Source organism: Mycobacterium lentiflavum (assembly GCF_022374895.2).
Lineage (GTDB): Bacteria > Actinomycetota > Actinomycetes > Mycobacteriales > Mycobacteriaceae > Mycobacterium > Mycobacterium lentiflavum.
This window is the reverse complement of the sequence record NZ_CP092423.2, coordinates 4,434,700-4,451,783: the sequence shown is the minus strand read 5'-3', so window position 1 is coordinate 4,451,783 and position 17,084 is coordinate 4,434,700. Positions and strand designations below refer to the sequence as shown.

14 protein-coding genes are annotated in these 17,084 nt (G+C 67.4%); 7 read left to right on the top strand and 7 right to left on the bottom strand.

What is annotated here, in order from left to right; genetic code table 11:
• Window positions 1-64 precede the first annotated feature (64 nt).
• Window positions 65-1,384, bottom strand: a complete 1,320-nt coding sequence (locus MJO58_RS20645) for an FAD-binding oxidoreductase (RefSeq protein ID WP_239723370.1) — start codon at window positions 1,382-1,384, stop codon at window positions 65-67.
• 69 nt (window positions 1,385-1,453) lie between these two features.
• A complete protein-coding gene (gene tap, locus MJO58_RS20640) occupies window positions 1,454-2,701 on the bottom strand; it encodes a multidrug efflux MFS transporter Tap (protein ID WP_239720794.1) in 1,248 nt (415 codons plus the stop codon).
• Window positions 2,702-2,773: 72 nt separating this feature from the next.
• On the opposite strand from tap, the gene MJO58_RS20635 reads away from it, so the two are divergent.
• Genes MJO58_RS20635 through MJO58_RS20625 form a run of 3 tightly spaced genes read left to right on the top strand, consistent with a single transcriptional unit; the run spans window position 2,774 to window position 5,819 of the window.
• Window positions 2,774-3,610, top strand: a complete 837-nt coding sequence (locus MJO58_RS20635) for a uracil-DNA glycosylase (RefSeq protein ID WP_239723369.1) — start codon at window positions 2,774-2,776, stop codon at window positions 3,608-3,610.
• Window positions 3,607-4,737: an FAD-binding protein gene (locus MJO58_RS20630; protein WP_239720793.1), complete on the top strand. Its 1,131-nt coding sequence runs from the start codon at window positions 3,607-3,609 to the stop codon at window positions 4,735-4,737. The genes MJO58_RS20635 and MJO58_RS20630 overlap by 4 nt, the downstream gene beginning before the upstream one ends.
• Before the next feature lie 38 nt (window positions 4,738-4,775).
• Complete coding sequence (locus MJO58_RS20625) at window positions 4,776-5,819, top strand: LLM class flavin-dependent oxidoreductase (RefSeq protein ID WP_239720791.1); 1,044 nt, start codon at window positions 4,776-4,778, stop codon at window positions 5,817-5,819.
• Here MJO58_RS20625 and MJO58_RS20620 read toward each other — a convergent pair.
• From MJO58_RS20620 to MJO58_RS20610, 3 genes are all read right to left on the bottom strand, one after another.
• The gene (locus tag MJO58_RS20620) at window positions 5,816-9,793 is read right to left on the bottom strand and encodes a bifunctional diguanylate cyclase/phosphodiesterase (protein ID WP_239720790.1); all 3,978 of its coding nucleotides are present in this window, start codon (window positions 9,791-9,793) and stop codon (window positions 5,816-5,818) included. The genes MJO58_RS20625 and MJO58_RS20620 overlap by 4 nt on opposite strands.
• A gap of 113 nt (window positions 9,794-9,906) precedes the next feature.
• Complete coding sequence (locus tag MJO58_RS20615; RefSeq protein ID WP_239720789.1) at window positions 9,907-10,359, bottom strand: nitroreductase family deazaflavin-dependent oxidoreductase; 453 nt, start codon at window positions 10,357-10,359, stop codon at window positions 9,907-9,909.
• A 10-nt stretch (window positions 10,360-10,369) separates the two neighbouring features.
• On the bottom strand, window positions 10,370-10,798 hold the full coding sequence (locus MJO58_RS20610; protein ID WP_239720788.1) for an HIT family protein: 429 nt from the start codon (window positions 10,796-10,798) through the stop codon (window positions 10,370-10,372).
• Window positions 10,799-10,844: 46 nt separating this feature from the next.
• On the opposite strand from MJO58_RS20610, the gene MJO58_RS20605 reads away from it, so the two are divergent.
• Window positions 10,845-12,233 carry an amidase gene (locus MJO58_RS20605; RefSeq protein ID WP_239720787.1) on the top strand — a complete coding sequence of 463 codons (1,389 nt, stop codon included), beginning with the start codon at window positions 10,845-10,847 and terminating at the stop codon, window positions 12,231-12,233.
• 6 nt (window positions 12,234-12,239) lie between these two features.
• Here the strand turns inward: MJO58_RS20605 and MJO58_RS20600 are convergent, their stop codons facing one another.
• Window positions 12,240-12,776, bottom strand: coding sequence for a DNA-deoxyinosine glycosylase (locus MJO58_RS20600; protein WP_239723368.1), 537 nt, complete (start codon window positions 12,774-12,776; stop codon window positions 12,240-12,242).
• Between MJO58_RS20600 and MJO58_RS20595 the strand changes: the two genes are divergently transcribed.
• Both MJO58_RS20595 and abmR read left to right on the top strand, forming a co-directional pair.
• Entirely contained in the window at window positions 12,756-13,946 is a 1,191-nt protein-coding gene (locus MJO58_RS20595; RefSeq protein ID WP_434086254.1) for an adenylate/guanylate cyclase domain-containing protein, read from the top strand. The genes MJO58_RS20600 and MJO58_RS20595 overlap by 21 nt on opposite strands.
• A 254-nt stretch (window positions 13,947-14,200) precedes the next feature.
• The gene (abmR, locus tag MJO58_RS20590) at window positions 14,201-14,761 is read left to right on the top strand and encodes an ATP-binding transcription factor AbmR (protein WP_239720785.1); all 561 of its coding nucleotides are present in this window, start codon (window positions 14,201-14,203) and stop codon (window positions 14,759-14,761) included.
• 35 nt (window positions 14,762-14,796) lie between these two features.
• Here the strand turns inward: abmR and MJO58_RS20585 are convergent, their stop codons facing one another.
• Entirely contained in the window at window positions 14,797-16,686 is a 1,890-nt protein-coding gene (locus tag MJO58_RS20585; protein ID WP_239720784.1) for a serine/threonine-protein kinase PknH/PknJ, read from the bottom strand.
• A gap of 253 nt (window positions 16,687-16,939) precedes the next feature.
• Between MJO58_RS20585 and MJO58_RS20580 the strand changes: the two genes are divergently transcribed.
• Window positions 16,940-17,074, top strand: coding sequence for a hypothetical protein (locus MJO58_RS20580; protein ID WP_259608717.1), 135 nt, complete (start codon window positions 16,940-16,942; stop codon window positions 17,072-17,074).
• Window positions 17,075-17,084: the final 10 nt, after the last annotated feature.

Sequence of the window (17,084 nt, the reverse complement as noted above, 5' to 3'; positions counted from 1 at the left end):
GTACGACACAGACGGTCAGATGTCAACTGTCGGCCGGCGGGGGACACGAGCGCACGGCCCAGAACTAGATCGCCGCGCCGGGGTTGAGAATGCCCAGTGGGTCGAGTGCCTGCTTGATGCGCTGATTGAGCGCCATCACCTCGGGTCCGAGGTAGCCGTCCAGCCAGGGCCGCTTCAGCCGGCCCACCCCGTGCTCGCCGGTGATGGTGCCGCCCAATCCGATTGCCAGATCCATGATTTCGCCGAACGCGAGCTGCGCGCGCTGCGCCATCGCGGCGTCGGCGGGGTCGTACACGATCAACGGATGGGTGTTGCCGTCGCCGGCGTGGGCGATCACCGAGATCATCAGGTCACGCTCCGCGGCGATGCGGGCAATCCCGGTCACCAGCTTGCCCAGCGCCGGAAGCGGCACCCCGACGTCTTCGAGCAGCAGCGAACCCTTGGCCTCCACGGCGGGGATACAGAACCGGCGCGCCGCGACGAAGGCCTCGCCCTCGGCCGGGTCGTCGGTAGTGAAAACGTCCGTTGCATTGTTCTCGGCGAATATCGAGGCGATGAGTTCGGCGTCCTCACCGCTGGCGCGGCCGCGCTCGTCGGAGCCGGCCACCAGCATCGCGGCGGCCCCACGGTCCAGGTCCATGTGCAAGATGTCCTCGACGGCGTTGATCGCCGCCGCGTCCATGAACTCCAGCATCGCGGGCCGGATCCGTGACGCCACCCCCAGCACGGCGTCGACCGCCGACTCGACGGAGGAGAAGGTGGCCACCACGACGCTCGACGTGTGCTGCGCGGGCAGCAGCCGCAGCGTCACCTCCGTGACGACGCCCAGCGTGCCTTCACTGCCGACGAAGAGCTTGGTCAGCGACAGCCCCGCGACGTCCTTCAACCGCGGACCACCCAGCCGCACCGCGGTGCCGTCGGCCAGCACCACCTGCATGCCCAGCACGTAGTCGGTGGTGACGCCGTATTTCACGCAGCACAGGCCGCCGGCGTTGGTGGCGATATTGCCGCCGATGCTGCAGATTTCGTACGACGACGGGTCCGGCGGATACCACAGGCCGTGCTGGGCGACGGCCCTCTTCACCTCGGCGTTGAGCAGCCCGGGCTGGCATACCGCGGTCCGGGTGACCGGGTCGACGGTGATGTCGCGCATCTTCTCCGTCGACAACACGATTCCATTCGCCAGTGCCGTCGCCCCGCCCGACAAGCCGGTGCCGGCCCCGCGCGGGACGACGGGCACCCGGTGGGCGGTGGCCCAGCGCAGCACCGCCTGCACGTCTTCGGTGCAGCGCGGCCGGACCACGGCCAGCGGTGTGCCGGCCGCCGGGTCGAAGGCGCGGTCGTGACGGTAGCCCTCGGTGATGGTCGGGTCGGTGACCACCATCCCGTCGGGCAGGTCGGCGATCAGGCCGGCCAGGGTGTCTTCATTGACTGTGGCGCTCACGTGCTGATTTTACGGCCCGGTATCCTCAGCAAACTCCGGCGCGCGATCGAGTTCGCGCAGTGACGGCAGCACGCACGCGATCAGGCCGACCACCACGATGGGCACCGCCAACGTCAAGAACGTGACCCGCAGCCCGGCGGTGTCGGCCAGCGGACCGGCCACCAGCAAGCCCAGCGGACCCGCGGCGAAGGTCAGTCCCGTCATCACCCCGACCACCCGACCGCGCAGATGGTGCGGTGCCCGGGTCTGCATCACGTAGTTGTAGATCGGCTGGATCGGCCCGTAGACCAAGCCGGTCAGCCCGCACAGCACCAGGATCACCGGCAACGGCGGCAGGAACGCGATCCCGACCGACGCGGCACCGAATGTCAGCGTCGCGGTCAGCACGGCCGTGCGCCGCCGCACGTATTTCGACAGCACGGCATAGCCGAGCGCGCCCGTCACGCCGCCGGCCCCGAGTGCCATCAGCGCCCAGCCCAACTCCGCGGGTTCGTGACGATCGCTGAAGTACTTGGGAAAGAGCACGCTTTCCATCGGCAGATACAGCGCCGTGACCACCAGATCGACCAAGGCGAGTGTGCGTAGCACGCGCATGTTCCAGACGAACCGCAAACCCTCGGCGACGCCGGACACCAACCCGTCGGGCCGGGTGGCGTGGTGCGGCTTGCCGATGCCCTCGAGCCGCAGTGCCCCAATTGCGAGGAACGACAAGCCAAAACAGCCCGCCGTGATCCACATCGTGTTGACGCCGCCGACCGTGGCGATCATCAAACCGCCGATCCCCGGGCCCACGATGTAAGCCAGATTGAGAATCGCTTCGTACACGCTGTTGGTGCGGTCCAGCGACCAGCCGGCCCGCGCGGCGGCCTCGGGCAGCATCGACTGGCGCGCCGTCGTCCCGGCCGGGTCGAATCCGGCCGAAAGGAACGCCAACACGGCCAGCTCGGCGACATTGAGTGCTTTCGCCCCGAATAGCCACGCGATCACCGGAACCGCGGCCACCGCCATGCCGGACAACCAATCGGAGACCAGCGAAATGCGGCGGCGCCCGAAAAAGTCCACCGCGGTACCGGCGACCAGTGTGGAGAGCACCAGGGGCACCGTCATCGCCGCGGCCACGACCGACGCGTCGCGCGCGCTCTCGCGATGTTGCAACGCCAGCCAGGGGAAAGCGACCAACGAAATGCCGGTACCCGCGGTCGCCACCAGCGTGGCGAACAGAATCAGAAGCGCCGGACCGCGGCTGGAATTTGTCATAAATATCGCCGGGAGAATCTAACCCCAAAGCGATCGCGGCAGCCACCGAATTTCGGGCTGACCGCCGGCTGACTGCAGGATGTTCATGTGCTTGTTCATCCGAATACCGGATTGGCGTTCGATTCGCCGGTGCAGCCCGGCACCGGATGGCCCGGCGATCCGGCCGAGCCGAGTACCCCGCAGGCCGCCGACGCGGCGCAGGTTCGGGCGCTTGCCGGTGCGGTCGGCTCGATCCCCGAGCTGGACGCCGTGGTCAGCGTTTGTCGCGCCTGCCCGCGTCTGGTCGCCTGGCGTGAGGACGTCGCTGTGGTCAAACGGCGCGCGTTCGCCGACCAGCCTTATTGGGGCCGGCCGGTGCCGGGATGGGGATCGCTTCGGCCGCGAATCTTCATCGTCGGGCTGGCGCCGGCCGCGCACGGCGCCAACCGAACTGGGCGGATGTTCACCGGCGACCGGTCCGGCGACCAGCTGTACGCCGCCCTGTATCGGACTGGACTGGTGAACCAGCCGATCAGCGTGGATGCCGCAGACGGGTTGGCAACCAAGCAGATTCGCATTTCCGCGCCGGTGCGATGCGCGCCACCGGCCAACGCCCCGACCCCGGCTGAGCGTGACACTTGTTGGCCCTGGCTGGAAGCCGAATGGCGGCTGGTGTCCGAGCACGTGCGCACCATCGTCGCCCTCGGCGGGTTCGGCTGGCAGATCGCGCTGCGGCTGCCGGGCGCCACCGCGCCGCGCGCAACGCCCAAGCCGCGCTTCGGCCACGGTGCCGTCGCCGAGTTACCGTCGGGCGTGCGTTTGCTGGGGTGCTACCACCCGAGCCAGCAAAACATGTTCACCGGTAGGCTGACTCCGGCAATGCTCGACGATATCTTCATTGAAGCCAAGAAGCTGGCGGGGATTAAGTGACCGAAGTTCTGATTTCCGGGGCCAGCGTCGCCGGTACAACGTTGGCGTATTGGCTTGGGCGACATGGCTATTCGGTGACCGTTGTGGAGCGCCATCCAGGCCTGCGCCCGGGCGGGCAGGCCATCGATGTGCGAGGTCCGGCGCTGACGGTGCTGGACCGCATGGGTCTGTTGGCCGCCGCGGCGGATCGCAAGACCGGCATCCGCGGCTCTTCGGTCGTCGACCGCGACGGCAACGAGCTGTCCCGTGACACCGAATCGACGCCGACCGGTGGCCCGATCGACAACCCGGACATCGAGCTGCTGCGCGACGATTTGGTCGAGTTGCTTTACGAGGCAACGCAGCCCGCGACCGAATACCTCTTCGACGACAGCATCACTGGTGTCCAGAACCGTGGCCAGAACGTCGATGTGACGTTCGAACGTGCGCCCGCGCGCAGCTTCGACCTGCTGATCGGCGCCGACGGGTTGCACTCCAATGTGCGTGGGTTGGTTTTCGGTCCCGAGGAGCGATTCATCAAGCGGCTGGGCACGCACGCCGCGATCTTCACCGTGCCCAATTTCCTGGACCTGGACTTCTGGCAGATTTGGCACTACGGCGACACCACGATGGCCGGGGTTTACAGCGCCCGCGACAACACCGAGGCGCGCGCCATGTTGGGTTTCATGGATACCGAACTGCGGCTGGACTACACCGACGTCGAAGCCCAATTCGCCGAGATCGAGCGGCGGATGTCCGGCGACGGCTGGGTCCGGCCGCAGCTGCTGAAGTTCATGCGCGACGCACCGGATTTCTACTTCGACGAGATGGCGCAGATCGTGATGGACCACTGGTCGATCGGTCGGGTGGCCCTGGTGGGCGACGCCGCGTACTGCTGCTCCCCGCTGGCGGGGCAGGGGACCAGCGTGGCGCTGCTGGGCGCCTATATCCTGGCCGGCGAGCTCAAGCGCGTCACCCAGGGCGACTGGGTCGACCACGGGGTCGCATTCACCAACTACTTCAAGCGCTTTCACGGCTATGCCGAACGCACCCAGTTCCTGGCCACCGACAACATTCCCGGCGGGGCCCCGATATCGCAGGAGCAGTTCGACGCCGTCGTGAATTCGATTACGCCGAGCAACTACTAGCCGGGAACGAACCCCGCGCCGAATGCGTTAAGGCCATCGTGCGTCTTTCCGTCCTCGATCTCGTCCCGGTACGCACCGACCAGTCGACCGGCGACGCGCTGGCTGCCACCGTGGCGCTGGCGCAGATCGCCGACCGGCTGGGCTTTACCCGCTACTGGGTCGCCGAGCACCACAACATGCCATCGGTCGGCGCGACCAGCCCGCCGGTGCTGCTCGCCTACCTGGCCGCCCAGACCTCGCGGGTGCGGCTGGGATCCGGCGGCGTCATGCTGCCCAACCACGCGCCGCTGGCTGTCGCCGAGCAGTTCGCCCTGCTGGAAGCGGCCGCGCCCGGCCGAATCGACCTGGGCATCGGACGGGCGCCCGGCTCCGACCCGGTCACGTCGTATGCGTTGCGGGGTGCCCGCTCAGCGGCCGAGCAAGATCGCGATATCGAGAACTTTCCCGAATACCTCGACGACGTCGCGGCGTTGATGAGTGCGCGCGGCGTGCTGGTTCCGCTGCGCTCGGGCGACTACCGGCTCAAGGCCACGCCGGCCGCGGCCAGTGAACCACGGCTATGGCTGTTGGGCTCGTCGATGTACTCGGCGCATCTGGCGGCGGCCAAGGGGTTGCCGTATGTGTTCGCACATCACTTCTCCGGCCAAGGAACCGAAGAGGCACTCGAGATTTATCGCTCGCGGTTTGTGCCCAGCACGTTGACCGCCGAACCCGTGACATTCTTGACGGTGAACGCCGCGGTGGCCGAAACACGGGAAGAGGCAACGGCATTGATGTTGCCCAACTTGCAGATGATGGCGCGGCTGCGGACCGGACAGCCGCTGGGCCCGGTCCCGCTGGTGGAAGAGGCCCAAGTGGCCGAACTGACGGCGCAACAGCAGCACATCGTCGACAGTGGGCTACAGCGTGCCGTCCTCGGTACTCCGGTCGAGGCCGCCGAACAGGTGCGCGCACTGGCCGGGCGGTTCGGGGTCGACGAGGTGATGGTGCACCCCGTCGCGTCGGCTCGTCGCGGCACCGACCCCCGCACCGCGCCGGGGCGGGTGGCAACGCTGGAGTTGCTGGCCAAGGAACTGTTCTAGTCGGCTACGCCGGCCTGCTCCGACTTTCTCGGATTCCGTTGGGGCACATGGTGCCTGATCCACTCTTCGAGCTCGGCGGGCGGCAATGGCGGGGTGTGCACGAACCCCTGCGTAATCATGCAGCCGAATCGTTGCAGTGCGCTCAGCGTGACCTCGTCCTCGACTCCCTCGGCCACCAGGTCCGCGCCCAGACTGTCGGCCAGCGCGACGGTGGATCGCACGATGGCGACCGATCGAGCGTCCTGAGCCAGCCGCGCCACGAAAATTCGGTCGAGTTTCAACTCGTCGACCGAGACATCCTGCAAGCGGGCCAGTGACGACCAGCCGGTGCCGTAATCGTCCAGCGAGATCCGAACACCGAGGCGCTGCAGCTCGGCCACGGTATTGCGCGAGCGCACCGAGTCGACCAACGCACTTTCGGTGATCTCGACGATCAGGGCGTCCGCGGGCAAACTGCGTGCCCACAGCAGCCTTTCGATCGAACCGACGAGTTCCAGGTCGAGCAGGTTGGTCGTTGCCAGGTTCACCGCGACGGACGAGGTGACGCCCTTTTCCCGCCAGTAATGGATCTGTGTGAGAGCGAGTTTGAGGGTGCGATCAGCGATCTTGCGCATCAGCCCGGCCCGTTCGGCGGCGGGCAGGAATTCCTCGGGGAGCAGCACTCCGCGAATGGGGTGATTCCACCGCAGTAGTGCCTCGACGCTGTGCACGCTGCCGTCACTGGTGTTGATCTTGGGCTGGTAATACAGCGTCGGTTCCGCACCGTCGAACAGCGCGGTGCGCAATTCCTCGATGAGGTTGGGATCGGTGTCGCGGTACACCTCGAACGCGGAGTCGTAGACCGCGATCTTGCCCATCGCGGATTTGGCGTGCGGCATCGCTGCCTCGGCGCGGCTCAGCAGCTCCTGCGGATGCTCACAGTGGTCGGGACACAACGCAATAGCGATGCGCGCGTCGACCCGCACGGTAAGCGGGTCCAGGGCGAACGGCTCGCCCAGGGACTCGAGCAGGCGACCCGCTTGGGCTCGGGCGCCGATCAGGTCGGATCCCTCCGTCAACAGGATCGCGAATTCGTCATCGGTCACCCGCGCCAGGAGATCCTCGCGGCGCACGGTGTTCGCCAGTCGATCCGCGATGTGGCGCAATAGCTCGTCACCGAAACGGCGGCCGAGCGAGTCGCTGATCTCGTCGATCTCGTAGAGCTTCACCAACAGCAGCGCCTTGCGGGACGGCGTCTTGAGCGCCGCGTCGAGCTCAGTCGACGGCGAATCGGACATCGAGGTCAGCGCGGTGGCCAGCGAACGCCGGTTGGGCAACGTCGTCAGCTCGTCGGTCATGGCGTGCTTGTAGCTTTCGGCCATCATGCTGACGTCACGCAACGTCAGCGAAAACCGCACGGCGGCCGTAATGAGGCTCAGCGCCGCCAAAGCCGTTGCGAGACGTGAGTTTTCGTCCAATACGATCACCGACAGCGCGACGGCCGTACAGACTACCGGCACGGTGTAGGAGCCGAATCCGCGTTTCAGTGTGGGCAGCGTCGATGGCGTGGACGCCCAGCTTGCCATGGCCACCAGTAGCGATGCCGCGGGCCAGGCGGCATCCAGCGTGGTGCCGACCCGGTAGGTGCTCGCGGCGGTCTCGAAGAGGTAGACCGTGTCCGCGAGCGCGAACCCAACCAGCCCGGCCACGAGAAGAAGCCAGCGGAATTCGTTGCGCCAACCCACCATTGGCAGCATGGCGGCGGCCAGGGCCGCTAACACCAGATCTCCCCACGGATACAGCAGCCCCACCAAGACGGTGTCCGGTGCCCGGATCGCCGCCGCGTGGAAGGGTCCGGCCCGCAGCGCCACGCCCAGTGCGGCCATGGCTAAACCGCATACCAGCGGATCGAGCCGGATCGGGATCGGTACGGCGGCAAGCCGTGCCCGGACCAGCAGCAGCAGCCCGAGATAGACGAATGGGTAGAACGCTAGATACTCGGCGTCGGCCACCGAGGGGGACTGGCCGTCAGGCACCCGAAACAGGTAGACGACGTCACCGATCGCGGAACTGGTCATGCCGAGCGCGATCAGCAACCAGGCCAGCCGGTCGGTCGCGACACGGTAGGCACGCACCGCAATCAGCCCGGCCGCCAACAGGTTCAACGCCGCATACAGAAAATTGGTGAAGAAGGTGTCCTTGGTATTGAGACCGGCGAGGCTGGTGGCGGTGAACGTGATCACGCCAATCGCCAGTATTGCCATGGCGACCCGGATCGGCGTCGGCGCCCAGCCGAGGCCGTCGGTCGGATCCGGTGTCACGGCAGGCTTCGATGCCTTTGGGTCTGCCCGCGCGGTGCGTGGCGAGCCGGATGTGCCCGAGGCGGCGGCCGAAACGGGCACCCACTCCGCCAGCTTGGCCGGCAACGCCGAGACCGCCGAGACCGCCGAGACCGCCGACTCGGGCGACCGCGGGAACGTATAGGAGAACGGAATGTCCGGCACAAAGCTACGGACGCATTGGCCGCCTTCACGTTTCGCGGTGTACATGGCCAGGTCGGCGTGCCGCAGCAGCTGGTCGACGGTGCACGTCGACGCGGCCGTGGCCACGGTGAAGCCGATGCTGGGTCGCACCGCTACGGGCACGCCGTCGATCACGATCGGGGCGCTGAACGCCTCGAGCACATCGTGCGCGGCGGCCTCGGCCTCCTCGACCGATGCTTCGAGCAGCACCGCGAATTCGTCGCCGCCAAGGCGGGCGATGAGGCCGTTTTCATGCAGGGCAGCGGTGAGTCGCCCGGCTACCCGGATCAGAAGTTCGTCGCCGGCGGGGTGTCCCAACCCGTCATTGACCGCTTTGAAGTTGTCGAGGTCGAGGCACAGCACCGCAATCGGTGCGCCGTTTTCATTTCGGGCGGCGACCGCGTCTTCCAGGCGATGCAGGAAATGCGGCCGATTCGCCAGGCCGGTCAGACTGTCCCGAAACGCTTCCCGCGCGACCGCCGACAGCAGGTCCTGGTTTTCGGTGAGCGCGATGAATTGCCGGACGAGCACCGCGCCGACCAGGATGCCCAGCAGAGCTGTCAAAACCCCGTGCTGGGCACGGACGATGGAGCCGAAGCCGACGACCGCGGCCAGCGCCAGCGGCAGGTACGGCAACCACAGCAGGGCGCGCGACAACACCTCGCTGCGCGACGCCGAGACTTGGGTGGTCTCATCGACGCTGGCCAAGGCGCCGAGCGTGATCATGCACAATCCGGCCACTCGGCCCAGGTCACCCAGGTCACTGACGTGATAGCTGCCTATCCCGGTGTCGAACACCATCGTGATGTCCGCAATGCTGATCACCGCGATGCCGGCGGCCGCCAGGCTGCGGCTTGGTCGCTCACCGGGGCGACCCCGGGACAGCATCAGGATCGCTGTCGTCAGCAGGATGCCGTCATTGACCACCTGTGCGACCGTCGCGGTCCGGGAGCCGGTGGTGTCGCGCAGCTGCTTTTCCAGCACGAAAACCCACGACACGACAAGCAGCGAGGTGACCAGGATCAGGCCGTCGAGCACCAGCCGCCGCGAGCTGTGCCGAGACACGTTGGACAGCGCCACCAAGGACGTCAAGGCGCCGAACGGCCACAACAGCAGCACGATCTCCGCCGCGGCCGGGTGCGACGCATGATCCAGCTGTGAGCGCACGTCGTAGAACGCCCAGATGAGCTCGCCGATCGCCCACCCCAGCTGGGCCGTCACCATGGCCAGCCAGCCGAGTCTGCGACGCCCGTCGGCGAAGCGCGCCGCGCGCAGACCACATGCCGAACCGAACAGCAGACTCGCCGCCAAGGCGATTTCGTCGACCGGACGAGTCGCGTAGGCGCCTTCCAAGTTCCGGACGTCCGCGATGACGATCAGTACCCCGGCGAAGCCGTATCCCGCGACGACGAGCCAACCGACGCGCGCGGACAGCCCTATTCGCTGCCACGGAATCCCCGTCCAGCGCTTCATTGCCGCTCCAGCCGATCTGTCCCTCCCCGGGGTGAACGCATGGAGGCTTCACCACTGCTAGGGCAGAATAAACGCCCCAGCCGGGTTAGCTGGTGCTTTTGTGCAGGTTAGTGCTATTTGGTGGGCGTTAACGCGACGATCGGGATCGGCCGCGACGTCCGGCTCTGATAGCCCTCGTACCGGTTGGCGTTGTTCTTGTTGACGATCTGCCACAGCCGCGCGTAGTCGGGGTCATCCGGCCCGATGCTGCGCGCGGTGACTCCGAATCGCTGTGGGCCGACATTGATTTCACACTCCGGGCGCTTGCGCAGGTTGTGGTACCAGCCGGGCGCCGAGTCGCTACCGCCGTACGACGCGACGACCAGATACGACTCACCGTCCTTGGCGTAGGTCAGGGTGGAGGAGCGCTGCTGACCGCTCTTGGCGCCGATCGTGTGCAACAGCAGGCTGTCCGGCATCCCCGGCACGTGGTGGCCGATCCGGCCGTCGGTCTTCCGGTAGAGCGAGTCGTGAACGCGCAGCAGCGGAGCCAGAAAGATTCGTTCCAGGGTGGTGAGGTTGCTCATGAACTCAGTTCTACTGACTGGCGTCGATGCGTGCCAGCGCGTCGCGCAGGATCTGCCCGGTGGTCTCGCGGTCCGGGTCCCGGCGCAGCAACATCCCCTTGGCCACCGAGAGCTTGTCGCCGTTGCGGCGGGGCAGTACGTGCAGGTGGATGTGGAACACCGTCTGGAAGGCCGCGCTGCCGTCGTTGATCCCGATGTTGGTTGCGTCGGCCAATTCGGTGTCTTTGGCCGCGCGGGCGATTCGCTGGCCGATGGTGATCATCTCGGCCAGCGTCTGCGGCGGGGTGTCGGTCAGATCGACGGTGTGCCGTTTGGGAATCACCAGGGTGTGCCCGCGCGTGAACGGGCGGATGTCGAGGATCGCCAGGTAGTCGTCGTCTTCGTAAATCCGGATGGCCGGAGCCTCCCCGGCGACGATGGCACAGAACACGCAGGACATGTCGCCACCGTACTGGCTGGGCCGACCCGGGAGTTACGCTGCCGCAGTGGACGCTCGCGATGTCGCATTCGCCGGTGCGGGCGCACTGGCACGGATGCTCGCCGACGGTGAAATCAGCGCTGTCGACCTGCTCGAGGTCTACCTGGAACGGATCTCTCGTCTGGACAGCGACCTGCGCTGTTACCGCGTCGTGCTGGCCGACAGCGCGCGGGAGGACGCCCATGCCGCCCAGGAGCTCCTCGACGCCGGCGAGCGGCTGCCGCTGCTGGGCGTGCCGATCGCGATCAAGGACGACGTCGACGTCGCCGGCGAGGTGACGGCGTGCGGCAGTGGCGGCCACGGTCCGCCGGTGACCTCCGACGCGGAAGCGGTCCGCCGGTTGCGCGCGGCCGGGGCGATCATCATCGGAAAGACCAATGTGCCCGAGCTGATGATCTTTCCGTTCACCGAGTCGCTGACGTTCGGCGCGACCCGCAACCCGTGGAACCTCGGGCGCAGCCCGGGCGGTAGCAGCGGCGGTAGCGCCGCCGCGGTCGCCGCCGGGCTGGCCCCAATGGCGCTGGGATCCGATGGCGGCGGCTCGATTCGTGTCCCGTCGTCCTGGTGTGGCTTGTTCGGTCTGAAGCCGCAACGCGATCGCGTCTCGCTGGAACCGCACGACAACGCCTGGTACGGGCTCTCCGTCAACGGCCCGATCGCACGCACGGTGGCCGATGCGGCGCTGTTTCTCGATGCCACCTCGACGGTCCCGGGACCCGAGGGCGAGTTCGCCGCCGCCGCGTCGCGTGATCCCGGCAAACTGCGAATTGCGTTGAGCACCAAGATCCCTACCTTCCCACAGCGGGTCGGGCGCGAAGAGCTGACGGCGGTCGACCAGGCGGGTGCGCTGCTTCGAGACCTCGGGCACGAGGTCATCACCGCCGATCCCGACTATCCACTGGCCCAGCTCTACACGAACTTCCTACCGCGCTATCTGCGCGGCATCTGCGACGACGCCGACGCGCAGGCTCACCCGGAGCGGCTCGAGGCCCGCACCCGCACGCTGGCGCGGCTGGGGTCGTTCTTCTCGGACCGCAGGATGGAAGCCGTGCGGGCCGCCGAGGAAGGCATGAACGCCAAGATTCAGGCGATCTTCGACGATGTCGACGTGGTGGTCACGCCGGGCACCGCGGACGGTCCGTCGCGCATCGGTGCGTATCGGCGTCGCGGCGCCCTGTCGACGCTGCTGGTGGTCGCCCAGCAGGTGCCGTACTTCGCGCCCTGGAATGCGACCGGTCAGCCCGCCGCGGTGGTGCCGTGGGACTTCGACGGCGACGGCCTGCCGTTGTCAGTACAGCTGGTGGGCCGGCCGTTCGATGAGGCGACGCTGCTGTCGCTGTCCGCGCAGATCGAAGCGGCGCGACCGTGGGCGCACCGCCGCCCGCCGGTGTCATGACAGCGTCTAATCGCGCCGACCCGGTTCGTCCGGGCTCGACGTGCTCCCGGTCGGCGCCAGCAACGCCCGCCAGGCCGCCAGCTTGACGCCCGGCCGCGTGGCGTGGGCCGGGCTGCTGGACGGCAGCCGCTGGAACTCGAGCCGCTCGTCGGGCTGCGCCAGCCTGCGGTACATCTCGGCCGCCTTGGCGCCGTTGAAGTAAACCCGGGTGATCCCCGGGTAGTCGGTGAACAACCCGGCAAAGTCGTTGACCACCAAGCCTTCCGGGTCGATCGCGGAGTCCGCGCTACCGACTCGGCGGCAGCTGCGCAGCACGTCCCACAGCGCCACCGCGTGCGATTGCAACGCGGCCAGGCGGGATTCGTACGGCGCGTTCGCGTCGAATCCGAAAAGCTCACCGGCGATGGGCCAGAACGCATTTCGCGGATTGGCGTAGTACTGGTGTGCCGCCAGTGACTGGGCACTGGGAAACGAGCCCAGAATCAGCATCCGGGCGCGCTCGTCGACGACGGGCGGAAAACCATGCAGCAGCGGCGGGGGCATCACTGCCATCATCGCCCGTCCGCGTTGTACGTTGGCCACGTGGACGACGAGGTCGGTGCCAACATTGACGATCTGCTCGACGGACTCGACGGCGACGCGCGCACCGAACGCGCCGAGCTGGTGGCCTGGCTACTCGAACAGGGCGTCACCACCGACGAGATTCGGGCCACCAATCCGCCGCTGCTGCTGGCCAGCCGTCGCCTGATCGGAGACGACGGGACCTATGTGTCGGCACGCGAGATCAGCAACCAACACAACATCGACCTGACGCTGCTGCAGCGCGTGCAGCGTGCGATCGGGCTGGCCCGGGTGGACGATCCGGACGCGGCGATCCACATGCGTGCCGACGGCGAAGCGGCCGCCTACGCTCAGCGCTTCGTGGAGCTGGGGCTCAATCCCGACCAGGTGGTGCTGGTGGTTCGGGTGCTCGCCGAAGGCCTGTCCCACGCCGCCGAGGTGATGCGGTACGCCGCGCTGGCCGCGATCATGCGCCCGGGATCCAGCGAGCTGGAGATCGCCAAGGCGTCCCAGGCGCTGGTGAGTCAGGTCGGGCCGCAGCTCGGCCCGATGATCGAGCAGATGCTGTTCATGCAGCTGCGCCACATGATGGAGACCGAGGCGATCAATGCCGCCGAGCGCGCCGCCGGCAAGCCGTTGCCCGGCGCGCGCGAGGTCACCGTCGCGTTCGCCGACCTGGTCGGGTTCACCCGGCTCGGCGAGGTGGTCTCCCCCGAGGAGCTGAGTCAACTCGCCAGCCGGCTGGCCGGGCTGGCCCGCGACGCGACGGCCCCCCCGGTGCGGTTCATCAAAACGATCGGGGACGCGGTGATGTTCGTCAGTCCCGAGCCCGCGCCGTTGCTCGACGTCGTGCTGAAGCTTGTCGAAACCGTCGATACCGACGACTCCTTTCCCCGGCTGCGAGCGGGGGTGGCCGCCGGGATGGCGGTGAGCCGGGCCGGCGACTGGTTCGGCCGCCCGGTCAACGTCGCCAGCCGGGTCACCGGCGTGGCCCGGCCCGGCACCGTTCTGGTCGCCGATTCGGTATGGCAGGCCGTCGGCGAAACCCTGGAGTTCTCCGCGTCTTTTGCCGGCGCGCGGCGCCTGAAGGGCGTCAAGAACGACGTCAAGCTGTTCCGGGTGCGCCGCGGCGACGCCCACGACGACGACTGAATTCGCTACACGTTTAGGCAGGCCCGGGCGGCGCTGGGGGGCGTCTGACACGGTCCGACGCGGCCGGCTCCTTCCCCTCTGCCGGCGCTTTGACTCGGCCGCTTCCGGGCCTGCTTCGTCGTTAAAAATACGCCTGTGAGCGGGCCATATCAACGGTTTTCCGGTCCACGGCCACCCGGCTTCCGCGGCCAGCTGGCGTTCGCCGCGAGCGAACCAGATGCCCATTACCGGTGTAACGGTGTAATCATGTAATTATGAAATCGCATCATCACAGTTCCAGGCGGTACGGCCGCCCCGGGGGCTGGCAGCAAGCCCAGCAACCCGATGCCACCGGCGCGGCGGAATGGTTCGCCGGACGCCTGCCCGAAGGCTGGTTCGACGGCGACCCGACGGTCGTCGTCGACCGCGAAGAGATCACCGTCATCGGCAAGCTCGCGGACACGGCGGAGGAGAGCGAGGCGCGCGCCGAGGGCCGGGCCTCACGGTTCCGCGAGGAGACCCGCTCCGAGCGGATGCGCATCGCCGACGAGGCGCAGGATCGCTACGGCCGCAAGGTTTCCTGGGGACTCGAGGTCGGCGGCGAACGAATCCTGTTCACCCACATCGCAGTTCCGGTAATGACACGTTTGAAACAACCGGAACGCCAGGTGCTCGACACGTTGGTGGACGCCGGTGTCGCCAGGTCGCGCGCCGACGCGCTGGCGTGGTCGGTCAAGCTCGTCGGCGAACACACCGAGGAATGGTTGGCCAAGCTACGCGACGCGATGTCGGCGGTCGACGATCTGCGAGCCCAGGGGCCAGACCTACCCGATTAGGCCAATACCGCTGTGCCGCTTAGGTATTGGCGCCACTAGGCGTTGTTCACCTTATCGACGATCTTTTCGGCGATCTGACTGGACTGATCGCTGATGTGGTATCCGCAGGCGTTGACGTCGACGATCACATTGTTCGCCACGCTCATCGCGTGCTCGCACTGCCAGCCGTCGGCCCCTTCCTGAGTCTGCAGCACCGATATCTTCGGCGAATTGCCTTGGACGGGGGCGAAAGTCCAGCGATAGGTCTTGCCCGAATTGTCCACCGTCACCGTCTGGCCGACGCACTTCTTCCACTTGTCCAGCGAGCCCTGCAGAAACGCCTTGGCCTTGTCGGCGGTCGGAAACGCCACCACCGCCTGGTTGACCCAATGGTCGTTGTTGTCGCCCGGCTCGGCGGACACCAATCCGTAGATGCCCGTCCAACCGCTGCCGGCGTACACCGGATCCTGCGTCGTGTAGAGCGCGCCCTCGCAGTCCGGTATCGAGACCGTCATCGACGAAGTGCCCATCGTCGTAATGGGCTTGCCGGGCTGGATGTTCGTCGCGCCCATGATGGCGTTGATATCCGAGGCGCTCAGCAGCAGCGAGTTGAGCCGCGTGGACGCGATCGGTTCCGGTGGCGGCTTGGGATCGGGAATGATCAGCCAAATCGCCACCGCGCTGACCACGACCACGAGCACCACGGCGGCCGCGGCGATGATCGGCCAGGGATTGCGCTTGGGTTTGGGCGGCTGGCCCAGGTTCCACTGGGTGGGGCCGACGGGCTGCGCGTGCGGGTGGGCGCCCGACGGCGGGCCACCCCAGTTGCCGCTGCTGCCTTGGTAATACTGCGGGCCTGAGACGGGCGGACCCGGGGTGGGCACCGGCCCGCTGTCGGGCGTCCACGGCCGCGGGCTCGGGGCGTGGTGCGGTGGTACCGGAGTGGAACTCGGTCGCGGATACGGCGCCGGTGGCGGGGGTGTGCTGGGCCGCTGCGCGGGCGGCGCGGCCACGGTGCCCGCGATCGTCGGTGGCTGCTCGAGTTTCTCCTTGCCGGGCAGGGTCGCTTCCTGGCTGCGGCGCAGAATGTCGTCGGCGTGGTCTTGATCGGGGTTGCTGAGCGCCTCGTGGGCGGCCAGCGCCAGATCGCCGGCGCTGGCGTAGCGGTCCTCGGGCTTTTTGGCCATCCCGCGTGCGATCACCGCGTCGAAAGCCTTGGGAATACCCGCGCGCACCGCGCTGGGCAGCGGAACCGGATCGCTCATGTGGGCCTTGACCAGCACACCGGCGCTGTCGGCGCGGTAGGGCGGGGCTCCGGTGAGGCATTCGTGCAGCACACACGCCAACGCGTAGATGTCGGCGCGGTAGGTCACCTCGTCGTTGGTGAATCTCTCCGGGGCCATGTATTTCCAGGTGCCGACCGCGGTGCCGAGCTGGGTGAGCTTCTCGTCGGTGGTGGCGCTGGCGATACCGAAGTCGACCAGATAGGCGAAATCATCGCGGGTGACCAGGATGTTGGGCGGCTTCACGTCGCGGTGCATGACGCCGGCGGCGTGGGCGGCATCCAGAGCCGACGCGATCTGGGTGATGATCGCGACCGCGCGCGGCGGCGTCAGCGGGCCGTAGCGTTTGAGCAAGCTGTCCAGGTCGGTGCCCTCGACGAGGCGCATCTCCATGAACATTTTTCCGTCGATTTCGCCGTAGTCGTGGATCGGAACGACGTGCGGTTCCTGCAAACGGCCCGCGGTGCGCGCCTCGCGCTTCATCCGCTCGCGAAAGACGGGGTCCGAGCTGAACTGGTCCGACATCAGCTTGACCGCGACCGTCCACTCTTTGACGGTGTGCTCGGCCTCGTAGACCTCGCCCATCCCGCCCCGGCCCAGCAGCCGTTTCAGGTGGTAGGGCCCAAACGTCGAGCCCTCGCGTGAGGCCTGCCCCTCGCTCATCGCTGATCCTCCAAACCAACCGCAGACCCGCCGACCATATCAACAAAATCCCCGCAAACCCGGCGGCCGCAATGCCCGGCAAGCACCCATGACGGTAGGCGTGGCCCTCGACGACGGCAAACGGCGGCGTGCTGCCGCCGACGCGATCGGAGCCCCAAATGTGGGTTGCGTTCCAAGGATTCGTCAAGGATCCCCGCAGTACCTCGCCGGACCCTTTCTCCATACGAACGCGCGTTACAGCGAAGGGATGTCGATGCTCAGCAGCACCGGGACCGAGCGACTCTGGTCGTACGGCGTGTACTACGTCGGGTATCGGCTGCTATCGGTGCAGCTGACGTGTGGCTGGTGGGCGGTCAGCGCGCTAGCCCTGGCGGCCAAACACGGGTAGGCAACACGGG